The organism is Candidatus Pseudoscillospira sp. SGI.172 (genome assembly GCF_050313575.1).
Classification (GTDB): Bacteria; Bacillota; Clostridia; order Oscillospirales; family Oscillospiraceae; genus Vermiculatibacterium.
Window position 1 is genome coordinate 1 of the sequence record NZ_JBNPLQ010000009.1, and the last position, 22,853, is coordinate 22,853.

Annotated in this window: 20 protein-coding genes and 2 pseudogenes; 9 read left to right on the forward strand and 13 right to left on the reverse strand. The window is 61.2% G+C overall.

Annotated elements, in window-relative coordinates:
- Positions 1 to 213 precede the first annotated feature (213 nt).
- Positions 214 to 1,575, reverse strand: a complete 1,362-nt coding sequence (locus tag ACQRD3_RS05105) for a citrate/2-methylcitrate synthase (RefSeq protein ID WP_080906524.1) — start codon at positions 1,573 to 1,575, stop codon at positions 214 to 216.
- A gap of 142 nt (positions 1,576 to 1,717) precedes the next feature.
- On the opposite strand from ACQRD3_RS05105, the gene spoIID reads away from it, so the two are divergent.
- The 7 genes and pseudogenes from spoIID to ACQRD3_RS05140 all read left to right on the forward strand — a co-directional run bounded on the left by spoIID (position 1,718) and on the right by ACQRD3_RS05140 (position 7,130).
- Complete coding sequence (gene spoIID / locus ACQRD3_RS05110) at positions 1,718 to 2,758, forward strand: stage II sporulation protein D (RefSeq protein WP_427780224.1); 1,041 nt, start codon at positions 1,718 to 1,720, stop codon at positions 2,756 to 2,758.
- 98 nt (positions 2,759 to 2,856) lie between these two features.
- Complete coding sequence (locus ACQRD3_RS05115) at positions 2,857 to 3,252, forward strand: CidA/LrgA family protein (RefSeq protein ID WP_427780226.1); 396 nt, start codon at positions 2,857 to 2,859, stop codon at positions 3,250 to 3,252.
- On the forward strand, positions 3,245 to 3,937 hold the full coding sequence (locus tag ACQRD3_RS05120; protein WP_427780228.1) for an LrgB family protein: 693 nt from the start codon (positions 3,245 to 3,247) through the stop codon (positions 3,935 to 3,937). The genes ACQRD3_RS05115 and ACQRD3_RS05120 overlap by 8 nt, the downstream gene beginning before the upstream one ends.
- Positions 3,938 to 4,535: 598 nt before the next feature.
- A pseudogene (locus tag ACQRD3_RS05125) lies at positions 4,536 to 5,225 on the forward strand (PAS domain-containing protein); the annotation flags it as partial.
- A 982-nt stretch (positions 5,226 to 6,207) separates the two neighbouring features.
- A pseudogene (locus ACQRD3_RS05130) lies at positions 6,208 to 6,300 on the forward strand (hypothetical protein); the annotation flags it as partial.
- A 126-nt stretch (positions 6,301 to 6,426) separates the two neighbouring features.
- Positions 6,427 to 6,726: a response regulator gene (locus tag ACQRD3_RS05135; RefSeq protein WP_427780291.1), complete on the forward strand. Its 300-nt coding sequence runs from the start codon at positions 6,427 to 6,429 to the stop codon at positions 6,724 to 6,726.
- The gene (locus ACQRD3_RS05140; protein ID WP_427780230.1) at positions 6,678 to 7,130 is read left to right on the forward strand and encodes a response regulator; all 453 of its coding nucleotides are present in this window, start codon (positions 6,678 to 6,680) and stop codon (positions 7,128 to 7,130) included. The genes ACQRD3_RS05135 and ACQRD3_RS05140 overlap by 49 nt, the downstream gene beginning before the upstream one ends.
- A 131-nt stretch (positions 7,131 to 7,261) precedes the next feature.
- Here ACQRD3_RS05140 and ACQRD3_RS05145 read toward each other — a convergent pair whose 3' ends face one another.
- The 6 genes from ACQRD3_RS05145 to larA form a co-directional block, all read right to left on the reverse strand.
- The gene (locus ACQRD3_RS05145) at positions 7,262 to 7,963 is read right to left on the reverse strand and encodes a FadR/GntR family transcriptional regulator (RefSeq protein WP_080906516.1); all 702 of its coding nucleotides are present in this window, start codon (positions 7,961 to 7,963) and stop codon (positions 7,262 to 7,264) included.
- Between the two features lie 162 nt (positions 7,964 to 8,125).
- Positions 8,126 to 9,268, reverse strand: a complete 1,143-nt coding sequence (locus ACQRD3_RS05150; RefSeq protein WP_080906515.1) for an acyl-CoA dehydrogenase — start codon at positions 9,266 to 9,268, stop codon at positions 8,126 to 8,128.
- A 33-nt stretch (positions 9,269 to 9,301) separates the two neighbouring features.
- On the reverse strand, positions 9,302 to 10,306 hold the full coding sequence (locus ACQRD3_RS05155) for an electron transfer flavoprotein subunit alpha/FixB family protein (RefSeq protein WP_427780232.1): 1,005 nt from the start codon (positions 10,304 to 10,306) through the stop codon (positions 9,302 to 9,304).
- Between the two features lie 12 nt (positions 10,307 to 10,318).
- Positions 10,319 to 11,125 (reverse strand): electron transfer flavoprotein subunit beta/FixA family protein, encoded by an 807-nt coding sequence (locus ACQRD3_RS05160; RefSeq protein WP_080906512.1) that lies wholly within the window; start codon positions 11,123 to 11,125, stop codon positions 10,319 to 10,321.
- 49 nt (positions 11,126 to 11,174) lie between these two features.
- Positions 11,175 to 12,596 carry an FAD-binding oxidoreductase gene (locus ACQRD3_RS05165; protein WP_080906510.1) on the reverse strand — a complete coding sequence of 474 codons (1,422 nt, stop codon included), beginning with the start codon at positions 12,594 to 12,596 and terminating at the stop codon, positions 11,175 to 11,177.
- A gap of 56 nt (positions 12,597 to 12,652) precedes the next feature.
- Positions 12,653 to 13,927, reverse strand: coding sequence for a nickel-dependent lactate racemase (gene larA, locus ACQRD3_RS05170; RefSeq protein WP_427780235.1), 1,275 nt, complete (start codon positions 13,925 to 13,927; stop codon positions 12,653 to 12,655).
- Positions 13,928 to 14,264: 337 nt separating this feature from the next.
- On the opposite strand from larA, the gene ACQRD3_RS05175 reads away from it, so the two are divergent.
- A complete protein-coding gene (locus tag ACQRD3_RS05175) occupies positions 14,265 to 15,815 on the forward strand; it encodes an L-lactate permease (protein WP_427780237.1) in 1,551 nt (516 codons plus the stop codon).
- A 338-nt stretch (positions 15,816 to 16,153) separates the two neighbouring features.
- Positions 16,154 to 16,984, forward strand: a complete 831-nt coding sequence (locus tag ACQRD3_RS05180; RefSeq protein WP_427780239.1) for a putative RNA methyltransferase — start codon at positions 16,154 to 16,156, stop codon at positions 16,982 to 16,984.
- Positions 16,985 to 17,034: 50 nt separating this feature from the next.
- Here the strand turns inward: ACQRD3_RS05180 and ACQRD3_RS05185 are convergent, their stop codons facing one another.
- From ACQRD3_RS05185 to ymfI, 6 genes are all read right to left on the reverse strand, one after another.
- On the reverse strand, positions 17,035 to 17,736 hold the full coding sequence (locus ACQRD3_RS05185) for an ABC transporter ATP-binding protein (RefSeq protein WP_080906716.1): 702 nt from the start codon (positions 17,734 to 17,736) through the stop codon (positions 17,035 to 17,037).
- A 9-nt stretch (positions 17,737 to 17,745) separates the two neighbouring features.
- Positions 17,746 to 18,594, reverse strand: a complete 849-nt coding sequence (locus tag ACQRD3_RS05190; RefSeq protein WP_080906506.1) for an ABC transporter ATP-binding protein — start codon at positions 18,592 to 18,594, stop codon at positions 17,746 to 17,748.
- The gene (locus ACQRD3_RS05195; protein WP_427780241.1) at positions 18,591 to 19,631 is read right to left on the reverse strand and encodes a branched-chain amino acid ABC transporter permease; all 1,041 of its coding nucleotides are present in this window, start codon (positions 19,629 to 19,631) and stop codon (positions 18,591 to 18,593) included. Before ACQRD3_RS05195 ends, ACQRD3_RS05190 begins: the two co-directional genes overlap by 4 nt.
- A gap of 13 nt (positions 19,632 to 19,644) precedes the next feature.
- The gene (locus ACQRD3_RS05200; RefSeq protein ID WP_198933197.1) at positions 19,645 to 20,526 is read right to left on the reverse strand and encodes a branched-chain amino acid ABC transporter permease; all 882 of its coding nucleotides are present in this window, start codon (positions 20,524 to 20,526) and stop codon (positions 19,645 to 19,647) included.
- Positions 20,527 to 20,713: 187 nt separating this feature from the next.
- Positions 20,714 to 21,949, reverse strand: a complete 1,236-nt coding sequence (locus ACQRD3_RS05205; protein ID WP_427780243.1) for an ABC transporter substrate-binding protein — start codon at positions 21,947 to 21,949, stop codon at positions 20,714 to 20,716.
- A gap of 109 nt (positions 21,950 to 22,058) precedes the next feature.
- Positions 22,059 to 22,775, reverse strand: a complete 717-nt coding sequence (gene ymfI, locus ACQRD3_RS05210) for an elongation factor P 5-aminopentanone reductase (RefSeq protein WP_427780245.1) — start codon at positions 22,773 to 22,775, stop codon at positions 22,059 to 22,061.
- Between the last annotated feature and the right edge of the window lie 78 nt (positions 22,776 to 22,853).

Genomic DNA, 22,853 nt, shown 5'->3' on the forward strand with positions numbered 1-22,853 from the left:
CCCGTTTAGCATGGTCCGGTTATCCTTCCGGGGGCGGCCCCGCTTCCCCGTTTCTTCCGGTGGCAGCAGCAGCTTGATTCGTCCCCATTGTTCTTTTGTTAGTTCATATCGTTTCATGCTATTAGCTTCGCATAGCTTGGTTTATTGTGCAACTTTTATTTTTCAAACAAGGCCTAAAAGGGCGGAGGGATATTTTGCGTTTTGGGATCCTGTTCAGCGCTCCTCCAGCGGCACAAAGGGCCGCAGAGGGGCCACCACCTTGTAGGCCGGGCGGATGATCCGCCCGCCGGGGGTGTACAGTTCCTCCATGCGGTGGGCGCACCAGCCCACCATCCGTGCCATGGCAAAGAGGGGAGTGTACAGCTCCATGGGGATCCCCATCATCTTGTAGACGAAGCCGGAGAAGAGGTCCACGTTGGCGCAGACCACCTTGCGCTGGCCGTGAGCGGCCATGGCCTGGGGAGTGAGGCGCTCCACCGCCTCGTAGAGCCGGAACTCATCCAGCATCCCCTTGCTCTCGGCCAGATCCCGGGCAAACTTTTTCAGGATCACCGCCCGGGGATCGGAGAGCGTGTAGATGGCGTGGCCCATGCCGTAAATGAGCCCTGTGCGGTCCCCTGCCTCCCTGCTCAGCAGCTTTCCCAGGTAGGCGGAGACCTCCTCTTCGTCGGCCCAGTCCTTCACACCGTCCTCGATGTACCGGAACATCTCCATGACCTTCTTGTTGGCGCCGCCGTGGCGGGGTCCCTTCAGGGAGCCCACCGCCGCGCCCACGGCGGAATAGAGATCGGTGCCGGTGGAGGAGAGGACCCGGCAGGCAAAGGCGGAGTTGTTGCCGCCGCCGTGCTCGGCGTGGATCACCAGGCACAGATCCAGAAGCCTTGCCTCCTCGGGGGTAAACTTGTTGTCGTGGCGGACCGCCCAGAGAAAATTTTCCGCCGCCGACAGCCCCGGCTGAGGCCGGTGGAGGTAGAGGCTTTCATTGTCGTAGTAGTGCCGCTTGGCCGCATAGGCGTGGGCCACGATCTGAGGCGCCCGCGCAATGAGGATCATGGCTCGCCGAAGTTCGCTGGAAAGTGTCATGTCCTCAGGGTTATCATCATAGGAGTAGAGGGTGAGCACCGCCCGTCCCAGTTTGTTCATCACGTCGGGGCTGGGAGCCTTGAGGATCATGTCCTCGGTGAACATGGGGGGCAGGTCGTGGTTGGCCTCCATAAACGCGTCGAAACCCTCCAGCTGGGCCTTGGTGGGCAGCGCGCCGAACAGGAGCAGATAGGCTGTCTCGGCATAGCCGAAGCGGTGCTCCGAGGTAAAGCCGTGGATGAGCTCGGTCATGTCGATGCCCCGGTAGATGAGCTGGCCGGGCATAGGCACCCGGTCCCCGTCCTGAATGTAGTAGCCCCGAACGTTGGCGATCTCGGTGACGCCGGCCACCACGCCGGTGCCGTCGGCATTGCGCAGGCCCCGCTTGACCTCCCACTTTTCATAGGCAGAGGGATCGATCTGATTGTTCTTCCGGTATTCCTCGCAAAGTCCCTCCAGGAATCCGGCGGGGACAGCAGCTTCGTTCTGCACACGCAAGCACTCCTTTGCCCATGTAAATTGGAATTATTGTACACTTTTTTTGCGGGTCGGTCAACCGAAAAAGCGACTAAAATCAAGGAAGCAAAAAAGCGTCCTTCATAAGATCGTTGCAGGGAAAGGACAAGGTTTTGAAATGGCAAAACAAAAAACTTGCAAAAACGAGCACTGGCCCCGCCAGACCCTGGTGACCGGGGCGGCCCTTCTTCTCCTGCTCTTTCTCCTGCCGCTCTTTCTTCTCCCCCAGGAGGAGCCTCCGACAGAGGAACCGGAACCCACTGCGACCCTTCCCCTTCTGACCCCCGCCTCGGTCTCTCCGGTGCCGGGCTGGGACCAGAGTCAGACACTGCGCCTGCTCCGCTCCGACGGGAGGGTTGAGAATGTGACCCTGGCCGACTACCTCTGGGGAGTAGTGGCGGCTGAAATGCCCGCCTCCTTTTCCGCCGAGGCGCTGAAGGCGCAGACGGTGGCAGCCCGGACCTACTGTCTCTATCAGCGGGCCGGCGCGGGGGACAAGCACCCCGGCGCCGACGTGTGCACCGACTCCACCTGCTGCCAGGCCTACCTCACCCGGGAACAGGCCTCCGCGGCGTGGGGTGCGAACGCCCAGCGGTATGCCGACAAAATCACCGCCGCCGTATCGGATACCAACGGGCTTCTGTGCCTCTACAACGGCCAGCCCATCGACGCGGTGTTTTTCTCCTCCGCTGCGGGAAAGACCTCCGACGCCGCCCAGGTCTGGGGCTCCGAGGTCCCCTATCTGGCTTCGGTGGACAGCCCTGAGGGGGACGAAGTCCCCGGCTGGCGCACGGTGGTCACCTTTACACCGGCGGAATTCACCCAGAAATTTACCCTGGCGCACCCGGAGGCCGACTTCTCCGGCGACCCCGCCGGCTGGTTCTCCGCTCTCGTCACAAATGACTCCGGAGCTGTGGATACCGTGTCCATCGGCGGTGTGACGGTGACGGGCACCCAGGTGCGCTCGCTGTTCGGCCTGCGCTCGGCCCACTTTACCGCCGCGGCGGGGGACGCCGTAACCTTCTGGGTCACCGGCTACGGACACGGAGTGGGTATGAGCCAGTACGGCGCCAACGCCCTGGCGGGAGAGGGAAAGACCTTCGATGAAATCTTAAAATGGTACTATACCGGAATTTCTGTGGGGGGATGGGAACAATAGGGTTGGTCAGCCGGTCTCCTTGTACAATTCGCCCCTTGACACCGCCGTTTGAGCTTCTATAATAAAAGGGTTCTTATCTTTTTCGGCGGAGGAAAGTCATGGTACAGCTTCGGCAATTTTTGATTATTTTAGGCGTTTCATTTGTGGGAGAGGTCCTTCACACCCTGATCCCGCTTCCCATTCCGGCCAGCGTTTACGGCCTCGTTCTGATGTTCCTGGCCCTCTGCAGCGGTGCAGTGAAGCTCAGGCAGGTCCACGGCGCGGCCACATTTTTAATTGGGATCATGCCCATTCTCTTTGTCCCCCCGCTGGTTGGACTGGTGGATGCCTGGGGGCTGATTCGCCCCATCCTTCTGCCCACCGTTGGGATCATCGCAGCTTCCACCGCCCTGGTCATGGCGGTGACCGGCCTCACCGCCCAGGGCATTCTCCACCTCACCCGAAACCGGGAGGAACTCAGCCGGGAAGAAGAGGAGGGGGAGCAAAATGTCTGATTTCCTGGCCCACTCCCTGTTCTTTGGCGCGGGGATCACTCTGGTCTGCTACGAAGTCGGTCTCCTGCTGCGCCGACGCTTTCGGCTGGCGATTCTCAACCCGCTGCTTCTGGCCTCTCTCTGCGTTATGGCGGTCATCAAGCTGCTGGGCGTCTCCTATCCGGACTACAACAGCGGTGCCCGGTACCTCACCTATCTCCTCACCCCGGCCACCGTGGCCCTTGCCGTCCCCCTCTACGAACAGTTGCAGCTCCTCCGGAGGAATCTGGCGGCCATCCTGGGGAGCATTCTGGCGGGTACCCTGGCCGGCCTGGCGGGCATTTTTCTCATGAGCCGGTGCTTCGGACTGTCTCACCAGCTCTATGTCTCCTTCCTGCCCAAATCCATCACCACCGCCATCGGCATGGGGGTCTCCGAGGAGCTTGGGGGCGTAACGACCCTCACGGTGGCCTCCATCATTCTCACCGGAATTCTGGGCAATGTGGCGGGAGAGGCCGTATTTCACCTGTTGGGGATCCGCGATCCCATCGCCAAAGGCCTGGCTTTGGGAACCGGTGCCCACGCCATCGGCACGGCCCGCGCTCTGGAGCTGGGCAAGGTGGAAGGCGCCATGTCCAGCTTGTCCATCGCCGTGGCGGGGATCCTCACAGTGATCGCCGCTCCCCTCTTTGCCAAGCTGCTCTGAGGGCACAAAACACAGGAAAACAGGAACGCCGGAGAGGACCTTCAGAGGGTCCTCTCCGGCATTTTTTCAGAGCGAAACGATCGTGCTTTTCGTTCTTCCATGATACACTTTATAAAAATATTGCAGGGCAAATGAAATAATGCAGGGCCTTTTAGGGGGAATATCCCATGCCTGATTCCATATACAGCGCAGCAAAAGATCTGTTTGACCAGATGCAGGATGCAGTCTACGTCGTTTCTCAGGAGAACTGTGAGATCCTCTACCTCAACGGTGCTCTGAGAAGGTTGGCGGCAAAGGGCGCGGTGTCCTGCGGGGAGCCGTGCTATCGGATCCTGTGCGGGCGCGGCACCCCCTGCCCCGACTGCCGGGCACATCGGACGGACGGGAACACCGCATCCATCACGCCGGCCTTCACCGTGACTTCTCCCTGCAAACCTACCCCATCCGCTGGGATGACATCCCGGCATTTGCGGCCATCTGTGCCGATATCACAGAACCCCTCCCGGCGCAGGAAGCCTGCTCCTCGGTTTCCTCCACGCACCGCAGCCCCTCCAATGTCACGGAGCTCTACCGTGAGCTTCTGAACTGCTCCGACACCATGATTCAGGTCAGCGACTTTCAAACCCGGGAGATCCTGTACGCCAACCGGGCGGCCATCGATTTCGCGGGCCGGGCCCCAAACGGCATGGCGGGAAAAACGTGCTATGAATTTCTGTTTGGCAGAGGCTCTCCCTGTCCTTTCTGCCAGCTGTGCGGATGTGGGGAAACGGAAGGGCAGCGGGACGTGGTCTTGTCCGATCGATGCTACCTTATGAATTTCCGGCAGATCAGCTGGAACGGCCGCGACGCATTTATTGAGTACATGAGAGACATCACCACAGCGCGAAAATATGCCGAGGCGGAGCTGGAAGTCCGCAACGCCTCTTTTTCCGCCGTGGACAGCGCCCTGTCCGGAGGCACAATTATCGACCGTCTGGGCCTGGATCTGCCGCCTTTATATGTGTCGTCCAACTGTGAGAATTTTTTGGGTTACTCTCTGGAGGAATTCAAGGAGATGTACACCCGTCAGTACAAAGACATCATCCACCCGGAAGATTATCCGCAGGTGCTGGCCAAGAACCGGCAGCATACCCAGGCGCGGCCCAAACACTTTGAGATGGAATTTCGCTTCATCCGCAAGGACGGCAGCGTATTCTGGATCCTGGAAAAAGGCACTTATCTGGATGATTTTCAGGGAGAACCAGCCTATTTAATCATTTTTATCGATATATCTGAGCAAAAACGCACAGAGCAGGTTCTTTTTGAACGCAACGCCATCTTCGATGTGCTTTTGGAAACCAGCGGCCTGAGCATGTGGACCTATGACATCAGGACCAAAAGGGCCACGCCGATCAGCAGTAAAAAGCACCGTCGCCCCATGTCCTTGGGCGGGACGGCCAATTACCCGGAATCCGTGATCGCCACAGGCTTTATTCATGAAGAGAGTATGGAACCGCTGCGGCAGCTGATCCGGAAGGTGGACGAGGGGGTCCCCTCCGTTTCCGGGGATATTTGGTATCAGCCCGCAGACGGGGATATCCGGTGCGACAAGGTCACCTATTTGAACATTCGAAACGGCAGCGGCAAGATCATCCGTACCGTCGGCATCGCCGAAGACGTCACCGAGCAGAGGTTGGCACAGCAGCAGTTCGATGAGGAACTGCGCTATTCCGAATCGGCGCAAAGCGAGAAACTGCTGGTAAAGGTGCGCTGCAATCTCTCTCAAAGCAAAGTGGAGAGTTATATTGCAAAGGGGTCTGTGAGGATCTCCATGAGTGGGATGCCGTATGACCAGGGAATTGAAGCCCTTGCCGCCACCGGCTACACGGAGGAACAGCAAAATCGCATCCGCCGCATGCTGGGTACCGATCGGGTGCTGGAGGAGTTTGAAAAGGGGATCCACGAGTATCGGCTGGATTACCGCCGCAGGACTCACGACGGCAAGGTCCTGTGGGTCAATTCCACAGTCAAGACCTACCGGGACCTCAAAAGCGGGGACATCAAATCCTTCATGTACACCACCGATATCAATGACGAAAAAACAAACGAAGAGCTGATCTACACCGTCGCCACAACCGACTGCGACTACATCGCGCTCATCAATCTGGACACAAATGAATACCGCCTGTTCACCGGGAGCGTCAACGATACCATTCTGCCGTCCACGGGCACCTGCCCAAATTATGCCCAGTCTGTGATCGATATCGACACGGTCTGTGTGCACCCGGAGGATGTCCATCAGTGTATCCGGGACAACCTCGCCTTATGGCGGAACCGGTCTGGGACTCGTCATCTCCAAAAATCTGGTGGAACTGATGGGCGGCCGGATCTCGGTCAACAGCATCGTGGGGGTCGGCACAGAATTTGTGGTCACGGTCCCGCTGGGGCTCTGCCCGGAAAGGGCATGGCAAAAGGGTCCGAATATCTATCTGGAGAAGCTCTCGGCCCTGGTGGTGGACGATGAGGTCCTCATCTGCGAACAGGTGCGGAACCTCCTGCAGGAAATCGGCATACGGGCCGAATGGGTCTCCAGCGGACGTCAGGCGGTGGATCAGGTCGAACTGAAATGGGCTTCGCGGAAATACTACGACATCATTCTCATCGACTGGCGGATGCCGGATATGGACGGGATCGAGACCGCCCGGGAGATCCGCAGGATCGTCGGTCCCGATGTGACCATCATTATCATCGCCGCCTATGAGTGGGCGGAAATCGAAAAAGAGCCAAGGAGGCGGGGGTCAGCCTGCTGATCACCAAGCCGCTCTTTCCCTCCTCCCTTTTCTCCCCCCTTGAGCGCATTTTTTCGGAGAAAGCGACGGCCGCGCCGGAACACCCGGCGGAGGAATACGACTTCACCGGAAAGCGTGTGCTTCTGGTGGAGGAGCACCTCATGAACATCGAGGTGGCCCGGCGCCTGCTGGAGTCCAAAGGCATCACAGTGGAAGTGGCGGAAAACGGTCTGATGGCCATTGAGGCTTACGCCGCCAAACCTGTGGGCTATTTCAGCACAATTTTGATGGACATCCGGATGCCGGTCATGGACGGGCTGACGGCCACGAGATTGATCCGGCGGCTCAAAAAGGCCACCGCCGGGACCATCCCCATCATCGCCATGAGCGCAACGCCTTTGATGAGGATGTGGAAAAATCCATGACGGCGGGGATGAACGCCCATCTCTCCAAGCCCATCGAGCCTCAAACGCTCTTTGCCGCGCTCTATCGTTTCTTTCGGCAGGCCGAGCAGTAGAGGCCCCGGGCCTCATCCGCCGGGTGGGGGCAGCAGATGTTATCCCATCTGGCGGATGGCCTCGTCCACCACTTCAAAATGCTTCCGCATGGCCTGTTCCGCGGCCGGACCCTCCCGCCGCTGGAGCGCTGCGGCGATCTCCTCGTGGGCGCCCAGCAGCCGCTCCCGCTTTTCGGGATCCCCCACAATGCGCACGTACATGGTGCCGATAAATTCATCCACCGTGGAGACCATGGCACCGTAGATGGCCTGGATGAGCTTGTTGCCGCAGGCCTCGCAGAGCAGGTCGTGGTACTGCTGATCCAGCAGGGACGCCTTCTCCGCGTTCTCCTCCACTTTCATCTGCCGTGCCAGCCCTAAAAGGCGGGACGCCTGCTTGGGGGTGATGCGCGCCGCGGCCAGGAGCACCATCTCGCTCTCCATGCCCCGGCGGAGCTGGCTGATCTGCAAATAGTTGGTCTCCCCCAGCAGCATCATCATACGGATGCTCTCGCTGAGGTTGTTCTCCAGATCGCAGGAGACAAAATTGCCCGCTCCCTGTACGCTGGAGATGAAACCCATCAGGCTCATGGTGCGCAGCGCCTCCCGCACGGAGTTACGGCTCACCCCCAGCAGTTGGGCCAGATCCCGCTCGGGAGGCAGGGCATCTCCCCGCTTCAGGCTCCCCTGCCAGATCTCCTGCTTGATATAGCCCACGACTTTTTCATAGGCCTTTTCCGACTTGATATTCTTCTCTTCCACGTCCTACGCGTTCCTTTCTGCCCCCTGAGCTCTTCTTCCCATCATAGCATATTGTCTTTCCCGGAACAAGAAGGTCTTTCTTTAGAAAAACGGGTGCAGGCCGCGGCGCATCAAACGCCGCGGCCTGCACCCGCTCGCTTATATCAAATGGGGGACACAACTTTATTTGACGCCCATCCAGCCGGAGATGACCATGCGCTGCACCTCGCTGGTGCCCTCGTAGATCTCGGTGATCTTGGCGTCGCGCATCATGCGCTCAAAGGGATATTCCCTGGTGTAGCCGTAGCCGCCCACCAGCTGGACGCACTCCCGTGTGACCTGGCAGGCCACGTCGGAGGCAAAGAGCTTGGCCATAGCGGCCAGATGGCTGTAAGGCTCGCCGTCCTGCTTGGCCTGGGCGGCGCGGTAGAGGAGCATCCGGGCCGCGTCCACCTTGGTCTGGAGGTCGGCCAGCTGGAACTGGCTGTTCTGGAACTGGCTGATCCGCTTGCCGAACTGGATGCGCTCCCGGATGTAGGGGATGGTCTGGTCGATACAGCCCTGGGCGATGCCCACCGCCTGAGCGGCAATGCCCACACGGCCGCCGTCCAGGGTCATCATGGCGATCTTGAAGCCCTTGTTCAGCTCGCCCAGCAGGTTCTCCTTGGGGATCCTGCAATCCTGGAACACCAGCTCGCAGGTGGAGGAGCCGCGGATGCCCATCTTCTTCTCGTGGGCCCCCACGGTAAAGCCGGGGGTGCCCTTCTCCACGATGAAGGCGGAGATGCCGTGGTTTCCGGCCTCCTTGTCGGTCATGGCAAAGACCACGAACACGGAGGCAAAACCGGCGTTGGTGATAAAGATCTTGGAGCCGTTGAGGACCCAGTGGTCGCCCTTGTCCTCGGCCACCGTCTTCTGCATGGCCGCGTCGGTGCCGGCCCCGGCCTCGGTCAGGCCGAAGGCGCCCAGCTTCTCACCGCTGCACAGTCCGGGCAGATACTTCTGCTTCTGCTCCTCGGTGCCGAAGGTGGCGATGGGCCAGCAGCACAGGGAGGAGTGGGCCGAGACCATGACAGAGGTGGTGGCGCAGTGCTTGGCCAGCTCCTCGCAGCAGGCCACATAGGTCAGATAGCTCATACCCGCGCCGCCGTACTCCTCGGGGTAGGCGATGCCCATCATCCCCATGTCGGCCAGAGCGTGCCAGGTCTCCTCGGGGAAACGCTCGTTCTCGTCCACCTCGGCGGCCTTGGGGGCCACCTCTTTTTCGCAGAACTCATGGAGCATATCCAGGACGTCCTGCTCCTCTTCGCTGAAATGGAAATTCATAACCGTTCCCTCACATTCTGTTTTCGGGCCGTTTTAGCCGCGCATTTTTTTGATCTCGGCGGTCAGGGCGGGCACGATCTCCATGAGATCGCCCACAATGCCGTAGTTGGCCACGCCGAAGATGGGCGCGTCCGGATCCTTGTTGATGGCCACGATCACGTCCGAGGAGGACATGCCGGCCAGATGCTGAATGGCGCCGGAGATGCCGCAGGCGATGTAAAGCTTGGGTCCCACGGTCTTGCCGGTCTGGCCCACCTGGTGGGCGTGGCTGATCCAGCCGTTGTCCACGGCGGCGCGGGAGGCACCCACGGTGGCGCCCAGCACGTCGGCCAGCTCCCGGATGCACTGGAAGCCCTCGGCGCTGCCCACGCCCCGGCCGCCCGAGACGATGATGTCGGCGCCCTCCAGGTCCACCAGCTCTCCGGCGGCCTCACTGATGACCTCCCGGATCTGGGTGCGGATGTCCGCCGCCGCCACATGGAACTCCTCCCGGACGATTTCGGCGTGGCCGGCGCACTCGGCGTTTTTCTTAAAGACGCCGGGCCGGATGGTGCCCATCTGGGGACGGCTCTCAGGGCACATGATGCAGGCCATGAGGTTGCCGCCGAAGGTGGGACGGGTCCAGATGATATTTCCGCTCTCGGCGTCGATGTCCACCCCGGTGCAGTCGGCGGTCAGGCCGGTCTTGAGGCGGCTGGAGAGGCGGGGGGCCATGTCCCGGCCGTTGACCGTGGCGCCGATGAGCATGCTGGTGGGGCCGTATTTCTCCACCAGGTAGCATAGTGCGGCGGTATAGGCGTCGGTGCTGAATTTCTGATATTCCTCGCTGTCCAGAACGATGATCCGATCCGCGCCATGGGCATTGGCCTCGGCCACCGCCGCGTCGGTGTGGCTGCCGACCACCACAGCGACCAGCGCGCCGCCCTGTCGATCGGCCAGCTCCCGGCCGGGTGTGAGCAGCTCGATGCCCACATTCTTGGCAGAGCCGTCTTCCTTGGTTTCAATGAGGACCCAAAGATCCTTTGTTTTGGTTTCCATGTCGGCTCCTCCTCAAATCACATGGGTGGCGCTGAGCAGCTCGTACAGCTTGGCCGCCGTCTCTTCCGCAGTTTCTTCCTTGATCATGGTCCCGGCCGTCTTGCGGGGCGGGACAAATGTCTTTTTCACCTTGGTGGGGGACCCGTTCAGTCCGGCCCGTGTCAGATCGATGTCGGTCAGGTCGGCGGCGGTGATCTCCTTGATCTCCGCCTTCCGGGCCGCCATCTTGCGCTTGATGGTGGGGAAGCGGGGGTCGAAGGCGGGCTTGGTGAAGGTGACCAGACAGGGGAAGGACACGCCCACCACCTGCTTTTCATCCTCGCCCTCCCGCAGGACGCTCAGGCCCGTTTCCTCGGCGGTGGCCTCCAGGCCGTAAGTGACCTGGGGCCAGCCGAGGTGCTCGGCCAGCTCGGGCCCCACCTGCGCGGTGTCGCCGTCGATGGCCTGTTTGCCGCAGAATACCGCGTCAAACTTGGCCCCCTCCAGTTCCTCCACCTTGCGCACGGCGCAGGAGAGGATGTAGCTGGTGGCCAGGGTGTCGGAGCCGCCGAAGGCCCGGTCTGTCACCAGGTAGGCTTGGTCGGCCGCCATGGCCAGACAGTCCCGAAGGGCGCTCTGTGCCTGGGCGGGGCCCATGGTGAGTACCACGATCCGGGTGGCGGGATCCTGATCCTTGATGCGGGCCGCCGCCTCCAGGGCGTAGCCGTCAAAGGGGTTCAAAATGCTGGGCACGCCGTCGCGGACCAGGGTGTTGGTCACCGGATCGATCTTGATCTCGTTGGTATCCGGCACCTGCTTGATGCATACCAGAATGTTCATAACGCAGCTCCTTTTTCGTTGATGTCCGAGCCCGGCAGGGGCGGCAGACTCACTGAATATCGCAAACCTTTCCGGGGTTCAGGATCATCTTGGGATCGAAAACCTGCTTGATGCCCTTCATGAGACGGATGCTGGTCTCTCCCAGGGCCTCCTTCAGGTACTTGGCCTTGCCCATGCCGATGCCGTGCTCGCCGGAGATCTGTCCCCCCAGTTCCATGGTCTTCTGGTAGATATCGGACATAAAGGCATCCACCTGCTTGCGGAACTCCGCCTCTTCCATGGTGTTGGAGCAGGTATAGATGTGCAGGTTGCCGTCTCCGGCATGTCCGAAGTACTTGACCTCGAAGTCATAGTTCTGCTTGGTATCGGCCACAAAGCGGACATAGGCGGAGATCTGGTTGACCGGCACCACCACGTCGCACTCGTCCAGCAGCTTGGTCTGCTCCTCGATGCCCTCCAGGAAGGAGGACCGGGCCGCCCACACATCCTTCATCTTGGGGGCGGTGTCGGCCACCAGCACGTCCAGCGCTCCCTGCTCCAGCAGGAACTCGGCGGCCCGCTCCACCAGGGCGTCCAGCTCGTCCTGGCTGTCCCCGTCGAAGGTGATGAGCAGGTAGGCGCCGATCTCGGTGCCGTCGATCTGCTTGGGGAAGGTCTGCTTGCCCAGGTACTCCTCGGAGGAGACCAGGATCTCCTTCTCAAAGAACTCCAGCGCCTGGGGCTTGAAGCCCTCCCGGGTGATCTTGGGCACGGTGGAGGTGCAGGCGTCCAGGTCCTCGAAGGGGACCATCAGGCTGATGGTGGCCTTGGGGGCGGGGATGAGCTTCAGGGTCAGCTCGGTAATGATGCCCAGCGTGCCCTCAGAGCCGCACAGCAGATTGGTCAGGCTGTAGCCCGAGCTGGTCTTGGAGACCGTCGCGCCGAAATGTGCCACCTCGCCGGTGGGCAGGACCACGGTCATGGCTTTCACATAATCCCGGGTGCAGCCGTACTTCACCGCCCGCATGCCGCCGGCGTTGGTCGCCACATTGCCGCCCAGGGTGGCCATCTTCTCACCGGGATCGGGGGGATACATGCAGCCGTGGGTCAGGGCGTCGTCGGCCAGCTGCTGGAGCAGCACGCCGGGCTGCACGGTGACGGCAAAGTTCTCCAGGTCGTAGTTCAGGATCTTGTTCATCCGCATGGTGCACAGCACCACCCCGCCGTGGATGGGCGTGCAGCCGCCCACCAGGCCGGTGCCCGCGCCCCGGGTGGTCACCGGAACGTTGTGCTCATAGCAGACCTTCATGATGCCGGCCACCTCTTCGGTGGTCAGCACGTCGACGGCCGCCTCGGGCATCCGGGTGCCGTAAATGGGCATCTCGTCCCGGGCGTAGTCGGGGTTGACGTCGGCGCCCACGGCCACCCGGCCGGGCACCACTTTTTCCAGTTCTGCGAGGATCTCAGGCGTGACAGAATTGTACTGCGGCATAAAAATTCCCCCATATGTTCAATTTGATCGTCTGCGGAACGCAGCGGTTTTCTGGTTTACGGGCACACCATGACGGAGATCCCGTTAGGGATGACCACCAAATGGGCCTCTTCGCCCTTGGCCGCCCGGGCCCGGGCCAGCGCGGTATCCACGTCGGGGGCCCACTCCATCTTCATATCCTCCACCATCTGCCGCTGGGCAGGATCGGTGATGTAGATCACCCGGTGGCGGCACAGCACCCGCGCCAGGATCTGATACTCCCACTGGTCGGGGCGGGTCTTGTCCTGAGGCGTGGCCAGGATCTCTTCGGTGAGGGCCTGGGGCGAGGCACAGGTCTTGAGCGCCTGGTAGAAGCTCTCTCCGCCGTGTCCGTCGGAGCAGGAGCTCACCATCAGAAGCACCGCCCCCGGCGCGGCGGCGGCCTCTGCGGCGGTCAGCCCCTTCACGCTCTGGTAAAGATTCTGGTCCAACGGGTAGCCGCCGTTGGAGGAGATCACGATGTCCCCCTTCCGCTCCGGCTTCACCCGGCAGTAGTCCAGCAGCATCCGGCACCCGGCCTCGTGGGCCTGGAAGGGGTCGCCCGCGAAGGCGGCCGCCACTTTCTTGTCCTCGTCGATGATCACGTTGACGATGTAGGCCAGATGGGCCAGACGGCAGGCCTCCAGCATATCCCGATGGAGTGGATTCCCCTCCAGCACCCCGGTGCGGGCAAAAGGAGAGGCGATAAACTGGGAGCAGTGGTTCCCCAGCACGGTCACCTGGTCGCAGATGCCGGGGAGCACGCTCTTGCGGCCCCCGGAAAAACCCGCGAAGAAGTGGGGCTCGATAAATCCCTCGGCCACCAGCAGTTCGGCATCGGCCGCCGTCCGATCGATGACACAGCGGGCGCCGGAGGGCAGCACGCCGACGTCCACATTGCTCCCGGCGTCCCGGCTGTCATGGATCACGATGCGCTCCCGGTGGTAGATCTCGCTTCCCAGTTTGGCCTCCAGCTCCCCGGCGCTGGAGGGCCGGTGAAACCCAGTGGCCACCAGAAGGGTGATCTCGATGTCCGGGTTCCCCTCCCGCAGCTCCGCCAGCAAAAACGGAAGGATGTGCCGGCTGGGCACCGGCCGGGTGTGATCGCTGATGATGACGGTACAGGTCTTTTTTCCCGCGCTCAGCTCCCGCAGTCGGGGGCTGCCGATGGGCTTTTCCATTGCGGCGCGGACCAGCTCGTCCTCCCCCGCCTCCGCCTTCAGCGTCCCGATGCGGGACTCCAGGATCTCCGCGCCGGTCAGATCGTCCTGCAGGGGCATAGTGGTTTTTCCAAAGGGAATGTTCAGTGCCATATCCTGACCTCCCATGGATCGGCATCTCTGCCGGTCCAAAATTGGTTCTACCTTTATTTCGAGCCAGATTATAGCACGGATATTTTTTTCCTGCAACCCCATATACTTCATTTTTTCACTTTTTCTGTTTTGCCCATTTTCTCCGTCAAAATATGTTCATAATCACCATTTTTATTTATTTTGCTCCAGTGTTATTGACAGTTTTTTAAAAAAGAGCTATGCTCAAAGAACAATTTCATACCCAAGCCGCAATGATTCAGGTACTCTTTCTCTCAAAAATATGGTACTACCAAATTAATGTGCTCTGTGCGAGCGATTTTGTGAGGAGGCCCCCATCATGTCTTTTCTGCAGTCCTGTCTGGCCATGCTCCCCATCTTGTGGATCATCTTTGCCCTCACCGTACTGAAACTGCCCGGCCACAAAGCCTGTCTCGGCGCGCTGGCCGTGGCGGTGGTCCTGGCCCTGTCGATGTGGAAGATGCCCCCTGTGGACTGCGCCACCTCCGCGCTGGAAGGCTTTGCTTCCGCCCTGTGGCCCATCATCCTGGTCATCATCGCCGCCATCTTTACTTACAACCTGGTGCTGAAAACCGGCGGAATGGAGGTCATCAAGGGTCTGCTCACCGGCGTGTCCTCCGACAAGCGCATCCTCATCCTGTTGGTGGGCTGGTGCTTCGGCGGCTTTCTGGAGGGAATGGCCGGATTCGGAACGGCCATCGCCATCCCCGCCAGTATGCTGGTGGGCCTCGGGATGGATCCGGTCCAGGCCTGCATCGTGTGTATGCTGGCCAACGCCTTCCCCACCGCCTTTGGCTCGGTGGGGATCCCCACGGTAACCCTGGCCGGGGTCACCGGGCTGGAAGCCCTCCCCCTCTCCTTCACCACGGTGGTGGAGATGGTCCCCTTCATGATCCTCATCCCCTTCTTTATGGTGGCCGCTGGGGGCGGAGGGGTCAAGGCACTGAAGGGCGTCCTCGGCATCACTCTGGCCTCCGGCGTCTCCTTTGTGGTCCCAGAGCTGATCGTCTCCCGGTACCTGGGGCCGGAGCTCACCGTGATCGTTGGGTGCATCGTCTCCCTGCTGTGCACCATTCTGCTGGCCCGGGGGCGCAAAAACGTCCCGGTCCCCGCCGAGTACGACATGGGCGCCTCCGCCGCCGCCCCCTTGAAGACCTCGCCCGCTCCCCAGATGAAGCCGCTGGTGGCCTGTCTGCCCTTCCTGCTGATCTTCGCCCTGCTGCTGCTCACCTCCAAGCTGGTCCTGCCGGTGAACAGCTTCCTGTCCGCGTTCAAATCCACCTTCTCCATCAGCACCGCCGCCTCCGCCGGGACCACCACCTTCAGCTGGCTGAACACCCCGGGCGTGCTGATCTTCCTGGCCGCCATCGTGGGCGGACTGGTGCAGAAGGCCTCTCCCCGGCTGATGCTGGACACTCTGCTGGCCACCCTGAAGCAGATGACCAAGACCATCATCACCATCATGTCCGTGCTGGCCGTGGCCAAGATCATGACCTATTCCGGCATGATTTCCGACATCGCCGCCCTCTTTGTGACGCTCACCGGGCGCTTTTATCCCTTTGTCGCCCCCGCCATCGCCGCCATTGGGGCCTTCGTCACCGGCAGCGGCACCAACACCGAAGTTCTGCTGGGCAGACTCCAGACCGAGGCGGCCGCCGCCATCGGAGCTTCCTCCTACTGGCTGGCTGCCGCCAACTCCGTGGGCGCCGGGATCGGCAAGATCGTAAGCCCCCAGTGCATTGCCACCGCGGTGGCCGCCGTTGGGATTTCCGGGCAGGACAGCGCAGTGCTCAAAAAGATCCTCCCCTGGGTTGCGGTCCTGCTGGTGCTCGCCAGTCTGGTGATCGGCTTCAGTCAGCTTCCCCTGTGACCCCTCGATTCGGCAGGATTTAGCTGGGATTTTCTGTAAAGTGTATATATTTTACAGATTATACCATCTCAATCTCTTGTCTCTCAGCAGATGGAAAGGAAACACTCTTGCAGCCCTCCTCCGGGCAGGCAGTCACATTTTGAGTTCCCCTGTCGGGACATGTCCCCCTTTTCCCCCCTAAAAACCAAACAGGCGGAGCCGGCTCTTCGTGCCGGCTCCGCCTGTTTGGTAAAAAGGGCCCCGCAGCCCCAGGCGTTTTCCGCCCGGAACACCCGGCCGTGGTTGCCTTCGCCCCCGAAAACGTGCTATACTGAGACAAACAAGAGGGGGGATCCGAATTGGAGAGCTTATTTGCCTGTCCCAACTGCGGCAGGCCGCTGGAGCGGGAGGCAAACGGATACGCCTGCCCCGCCGGCCACCGCTTCGATCTGGCCCGGGAAGGTTATGTCAACCTGCTTCCCGCCAACTTTCAGCACTCCAAGGCCCCCGGGGACGACAAGGAAATGGCCCGCGCCCGCACCCGGTTTCTGGACGGGGGCTGGTATTCCCCGCTGCGGGAGCGCCTTTGCCGTCTGCTGGACCTCCACACCGGCTCCGCCCCCGCCCTGCTGGATGCCGGCTGCGGAGAGGGCTGGTACACCGCCGCCCTGGCGCGGGTGGTCTCCGGCAAGGGCGGACGGACAGCCGGAGTGGATCTTTCCCGGCCCTCGGTGAAAAAGGCGGCCCGACGGTGCCCGGAGGCCGAGATCGCGGTGGCTTCGGTCTACCGCCTGCCGGTGGCCGACACCTCCATGGACGCCGTGGTAAACTGTTTTTCCCCTCTGGCCGCCGGGGAATTCCGGCGGGTGATCCGGCCCGGCGGCTGTTTTCTCTATGTGGTGCCGGGGCCCCGGCATCTCTGGGAGCTCAAGCAGGTACTCTATGACCGCCCCTATGAAAATCCCGTAAAAGAGGAAGTCTACCCCGGCTTCCGCGCCCTGGGCTCGGAGGCGGTGGAGACCTCCTTCCTGCTCCCCGGTCCCCAGAGCATCCGGGATCTCTTCTGTATGACGCCCTATTACTGGAAAACCCCAAAGGCGGGGGCCGAGCGTCTGGCGGCGCTGGACACGCTGTCGGTCACCGCCCAGTTCCGCATTCTCTGCTTCCGCCGGGAGGAATCAACTCCCTGAAAACACGAAAAAGCTGTCCCCGCTCTGTGGGGACAGCTTTTTTATGGGCATTAGCCGCCCAGGTATGCCTTTTTGACGCTCTCGTCGTTCAGAAGCTCCGCCCCTGTGCCGCTGGTGACGATCTTGCCGGTCTCCAGCACATAGCCCCGGTCGGCCACCGACAGGGCCATCTGGGCGTTCTGCTCCACCAGAAGGATGGTGGTGCCCGCCTTGTGGAGGGACTGGATGATGTCGAAGATCTGATCCACCAGAATGGGAGCCAGGCCCATGGAGGGCTCATCCAGCATCAGCAGCCTGGGAGAGGACATGAGCGCCCGGCCCATGGCCAGCATCTGCTGTTCCCCGCCGGAGAGGGTGCCCGCCGTCTGCTTCCGGCGCTCCTTGAGGCGGGGGAACTGCGCGTAGACCTTCTCCAGCCCCGGATCCACCTCGGAGCCGGGCCGGGTGTAGGCACCCATCTCCAGATTCTCCTCCACGGACATCTGGAGAAATACCCGCCGCCCCTCGGGAACGTGGGCCAGGCCCATTTCCACGATCTTATGGGGTTTGACGCCCAGGAGGGACTTCTCCTGAAATTCCACTCCGCCGGTCTTGGGGTGGAGCAGGCCGGAGATCGTTTTCAGCGTGGTGGACTTGCCCGCGCCGTTGGCGCCGATGAGGGTGACCACTTCCCCCTCGTTGACCTCGAAGGAAACTCCCTTGATGGCGTGGATGGCGCCGTAGTATACGTTGATGTCGCTGACGCTTAACAGTGCCACGGCTCAGCCCTCCTTCCTGGTGCCCAGATAAGCCTTGATGACCTCCGGGTTGTTCTGGATGTCCTTGGCGGTGCCCTTGGCGATGATCCTGCCGAAGTTGAGCACGCAGATGCCCTCGCAGATGTTCATGACAAGGGACATGTCGTGTTCGATGAGCATGACGGCAATCTGGAAGGTGTCCCGGATCTTGACGATGTTCTCCATGAGCTCGGCAGTCTCCGAGGGGTTCATTCCGGCGGCGGGCTCATCCAGAAGAAGGAGCGAGGGGTTGGTACCCAGAGCCCGGACGATCTCCAGGCGGCGCTGGGCTCCGTAGGGCAGGCTGCCCGCCTCGTGCTCGGCCAGGTCCTGCATGTCAAAGATGGACAGCAGTTCCAGCGCCCGCTCCCGGGCCCCCTTCTCCTGCCGCCAATAGGCGGGAGAGCGGAGAATGGCTGTGGGCAGACGGTATTTCATGGAGGAGTGCAGGCCGATGAGCACGTTCTCCATCACGGTCAGCTTGGAGAAAAGGCGGATGTTCTGGAAGGTTCGGGCGATGCCTGCGTGATTGACCTGCACGGTGTTCATTCCGGCAGTATCCATGCCCCCCAGCAAAATAGTGCCCCGGGTTGGCTGATAGACCTTGGTCAGGAGGTTGAACACCGTGGTCTTGCCCGCGCCGTTGGGGCCGATGAGTCCGGCGATCTCGGTGCGGCCAATGGCCATGTTGAACTCGTCCACGGCGGTCAGCCCGCCGAAGTCGATGCCCAGATGCCGGCATTCCAGGATGGGGCTCTTGTCCACGTCCCGCTCGGGGATGATATTGGTGCTGGGCACCGGGACCAGCTTGGCGTCCTCGTTGTACCTTTTCATTTCGCCGCCTCCTTTTTCTGGGGTTTGCGGCCGATGCCGATCCGCTCCAGGATGCGGGAGAGGGAGAAGTCATAGTCCCCCAAAAGGCCGGTGGGTTTGAAGATCATCATGAGAATGAGAACGGCAGAATAGACCACCATCCGGTACTCGGAGAAGCCGCGCAGGGCCTCCGGCAGAACAGTGAGCACACCGGCCGAGAGGATGGAGCCCAGCATGGAGCCCATGCCGCCCAGCACCACCATGACCAGGATCTCGATGGACTTCATGAACCCGAAGCCGCCGGGCTGGAGCGAGCCCAGGTTGCCCGCGTACAGGCATCCGGCCACACCGGCGAAGAAAGCGGATATGGTGAAGGCCATGACCTTGTAATAGGTGGTGTTCACACCGCAGGACTCGGCGGCGATCTCATTCTCCCGGATGGAGAGGATGGCCCGGCCGTGGCGGGACTTCATCACCATATGGATCACCAGGCAGGTCAGAATAATACACAGCGCCACATTCAGCACGTTTGTGACCTTGGGGATCCGCTTCAGACCGGAGGCGCCGTAAGTAAAGTCAAAGCCCAGCACGGAGTCGATGTTGGTGATGACCACCCGGATGATCTCTCCAAAGCCCAGGGTAATGATGGCCAGGTAGTCGCCCTTGAGCCGCAGGGCGGGGATGCCGATCAGGATGCCGAACACGGCGGCCACGATCCCGGAGAGCACAATGGCGGCAATCACATAGAACACATACTGCCCGCCGGATGCCTGGGCGGCATCCACTGCTTTGAGGAAGATGCCGCCGGTGTAGGCCCCCACCGCCATAAAGCCCGCGTGGCCAAGAGGAAGCTGGCCCAGATAGCCGGTAGCCACGTTGAGGGAGACCGCCAGGATGATGTTGATGCCCACCAGGATCAAAATCTTGGTATAGTAACCCGTCAGGGCCCCGCTGGCGGTCAGGGCCTGCAGACAGACCACCAGCAGGATCATCAGTACGCCGTTGATGGCGTAGCGGGCGGGCATGGAAAGGATGCCCCTGCGTTTGCTGACACTCATTTTCCCGCCCCCCTTACACTTTTTCCACAATGGGCTTGCCCAGAAGCCCGGTGGGCTTCACCAGCAAAACCACAATGAGGATGGCAAAAACCACGCCGTCCTTCCACACTGACAGCCCGGCAGCGGAGACCAGAGCCTCGGCAAGTCCGATGGCAAAGCCTCCCACCATGGCCCCGGGGATGGAGCCGATCCCGCCCAGCACGGCAGCCACGAAGGCCTTCAGGCCCAGCATGGAGCCCATGGTGGGGCTGGCCTGGGGATAGGCGCACAGGTAAAGCACCGAGCCGATGCCTGCCAGCGCGGAACCCACCGCAAAGGTAAAGGAGATGGTCCGGTTCAGGCTGATGCCCATCAGCTGGGCCGCACCCATATCCTCGCTCACCGCCCGCATGGCTTTGCCCAGTTTGGTCTTTTGCACCAGAAAGGTGAGGGCCGCCATGGAGAGAATGGAGACCACCAGGGTGAGCATGGCCGGGAAACTCACCGTCACGCTGCCCAGAGAGAGACTGGGTCCGCTGACCAGCGTGGGGACCGTCTGCGCCCCCGCGCCGAAAATCAGCTGAAAGCCGTTTTCCAGCAGGAAGGACACGCCGATGGCGGTAATGAGCAGGCTCAGCCGGGGTGCGGAGCGCAGGGGGGTATAGGCCAGCTTCTCAATGAGCATGCCCAGGAGGGTACAGGCGATGATGGCCAGCAGCATGGACACCACCGGGTGAAGGCCCAGATTGCTCATGGAGTACCACACCACGTAAGCGCCCACCATGATGATGTCGCCGTGGGCAAAGTTCAGCAGCAGGATAATGCCGTAGACCATGGAATAGCCCAAAGCGACCAGCGCATAGATCGAGCCGGACTGCAGGCCGTTGATGACCTGGCTGACAATGGTGGAAAACAAGGGTCATCCGTCCTTTCTCTTTCAAATTCTCTTGACAATCTCTCTGCTGGGTATGCGCGGGAAGCGGGCGGCCACAGGCCGCCCCTGCGGCCTCTCCGCAGAGGTGACCTCTGATCGCCCGTGTTCCGGGGAAAAGCCGTGCGGGAGGGAAGCGTTCCCTCCCGCACAGAGGCTTTTGGAAAGATCCTTAGAACATCTCGGAGAAGACTTCCTTGCCGCCCTCCAGCTTCATCATGGCGGCGGACTTGATGGGGTTGTTGTACTCGTCGAACTCATAAGTACCGGTAATGCCCTCCAGCCCCTTGGTGGCCTTCATGGCGTCGATGACAGCCTGCTTATACTCGTCGGTGCCGGCCTCCAGGCCCGCATCCTCCGCAGCCTTCAGGGCATTGCACATCAGCATGGCGGAGTCATAGCCCAGAGGGGCAAACATGTTGGGCACATCCTCGTTGTACTTGGCGGTATAGGCGCTCTCGAACTGAGCCACGGCGGGGGTACCGGCGGCATAGCCGGAGCAGTAGACCGCGCCTTCCAGATCCTCGGCGCTGGCGTACTTGGCGATAGAGCCCCAGCCGTCGCCGCCCAGGAAGGTACTGGTGACACCCACCTGACGGGCCTGGGTCACGATCATGCCGGAGTCCTCATAGTAGTTGGGGCAGAACACCACGTCGGGATTGGATGCGGCCACGTTGGTCATCTGGGCCTTAAAGTCCACATCGCCCTTGGCATAGGCCTCTTCGTTGGTGACGGTGATGCCCAGCTCCCCGCACTTGGCCACGAAGGCGTCCTTCAGGCCCTCGGCGTAGTCGTTGCCGGTCTCGAAGATGACGGCGGCGGTGGCGGCGCTCAGCTTATCTTTGGCGTACTGGGCCATTTTCTCGCCCTGGAAGGGGTCGATAAAGCAGGAGCGGAACACGTTGGTGCGGATCTCGCTGTCCGCCTTCTCAGGGTCCAGCATGGTCACGCCCGCGGCAGTGGCGGAAGCGGTGATCTGGGGCATGTTCATATCATAGGTCTCATCGGCCACGGCGATGGTTGCGCCGGTGAGGACAGAGCCGATCAGAGCGGTGATCCCGTCGCCCACCAGGCGGTTGTAAGCGTTGACGGCCTCGGTGGCGTCGCCCTTTTCGTCATAGGCAATGGCCTTCACGGTCTTGCCGTTGATTCCGCCCTTTTCATTGAGCTGGTCGATGTAGAGCATCACGCCGTTCTGCACGGCATTGCCGTAGACGGCGTTGTCGCCGGTGGTGTTGGCCAGAACGCCGACCAGGATCTCGCCGCCCTCGGCAGCGGGAGCGCCGGATCCCGCCGCCGCGGACCCTGCAGGGGCCTTGGACTCGGCGGGAGTTCCGCCGCCGCAGCCGGTGAGCAGACCGGCAGTCATCGCACCGGCGAGCGCAAGAGCAAGAATACGTTTCTTCATTTCATCCTACCTCCTTTAGATTGTTGACAATTATACGTTTCTCTCTCAAAATTGTCAACCGTTTTTTTGCATAATATCGCCGCTCCTTCCGTGGACTTTTTCTCTCTGCTCAAATCACCAGTCCACCGTTCGCGGAAAGCACCTGTCCGGTGACAAAGTCGGCCGCCGGAGAACACAGGAACGACACGCAGCCAGCAACGTCCGCCGCCGTTCCGAGACGCCCCAGCGGAGTCTCCTCCGCTAATTCCGCCAACGCCTCCTGCCCCAGCTTTTGATTCATTTCCGTGTCGATGACTCCCGGGGCAACGCAGTTGACCGAGATGCCGGAGGGCCCCACCTCCTTGGCCAGCGCCCGGGTCAGCCCGATCACTCCCGCCTTGGCTGCGGAGTAGGCCGCTTCGCAGGAGGCCCCCACCTGTCCCCACATGGAAGACATCGTTACGATTTTCCCACTTTTTTGTCCGATCATATGGGGCAGCACCGCCCGGCAGCAGAAAAACACCCCATCCAGGTCAGTTCCCAGGACTTTTCGCCACTCCTCGTCCCTCATATCCTGAAGCAGCCCCTGCCAGGCCACGCCGGCATTGCATACCAAAATGTCAAGTTGACAAAATTTTTCTAACACAGTGTCAACCATTTTTTGAACCTGGGCACTGTCGGACACATCCGCCTGAACGGCGATCCCACCCAGTTCCTCTGCCAGGGACTCCGCCTGGGCCCGGGCAAAATGATAGTTGACGGCCACCCGGTACCCGTCGGCAGCCAGACGCCGGGCCACAGCCGCTCCGATCCCCCGGCTTCCTCCGGTGACGAGAGCAGTTTTCATACAAACACTTCCTTTTCCGGCGGTACGCCGCTTTGCAGCTATTGTACCACAAATTTTCCTCTTTTCATTGTAATTTTA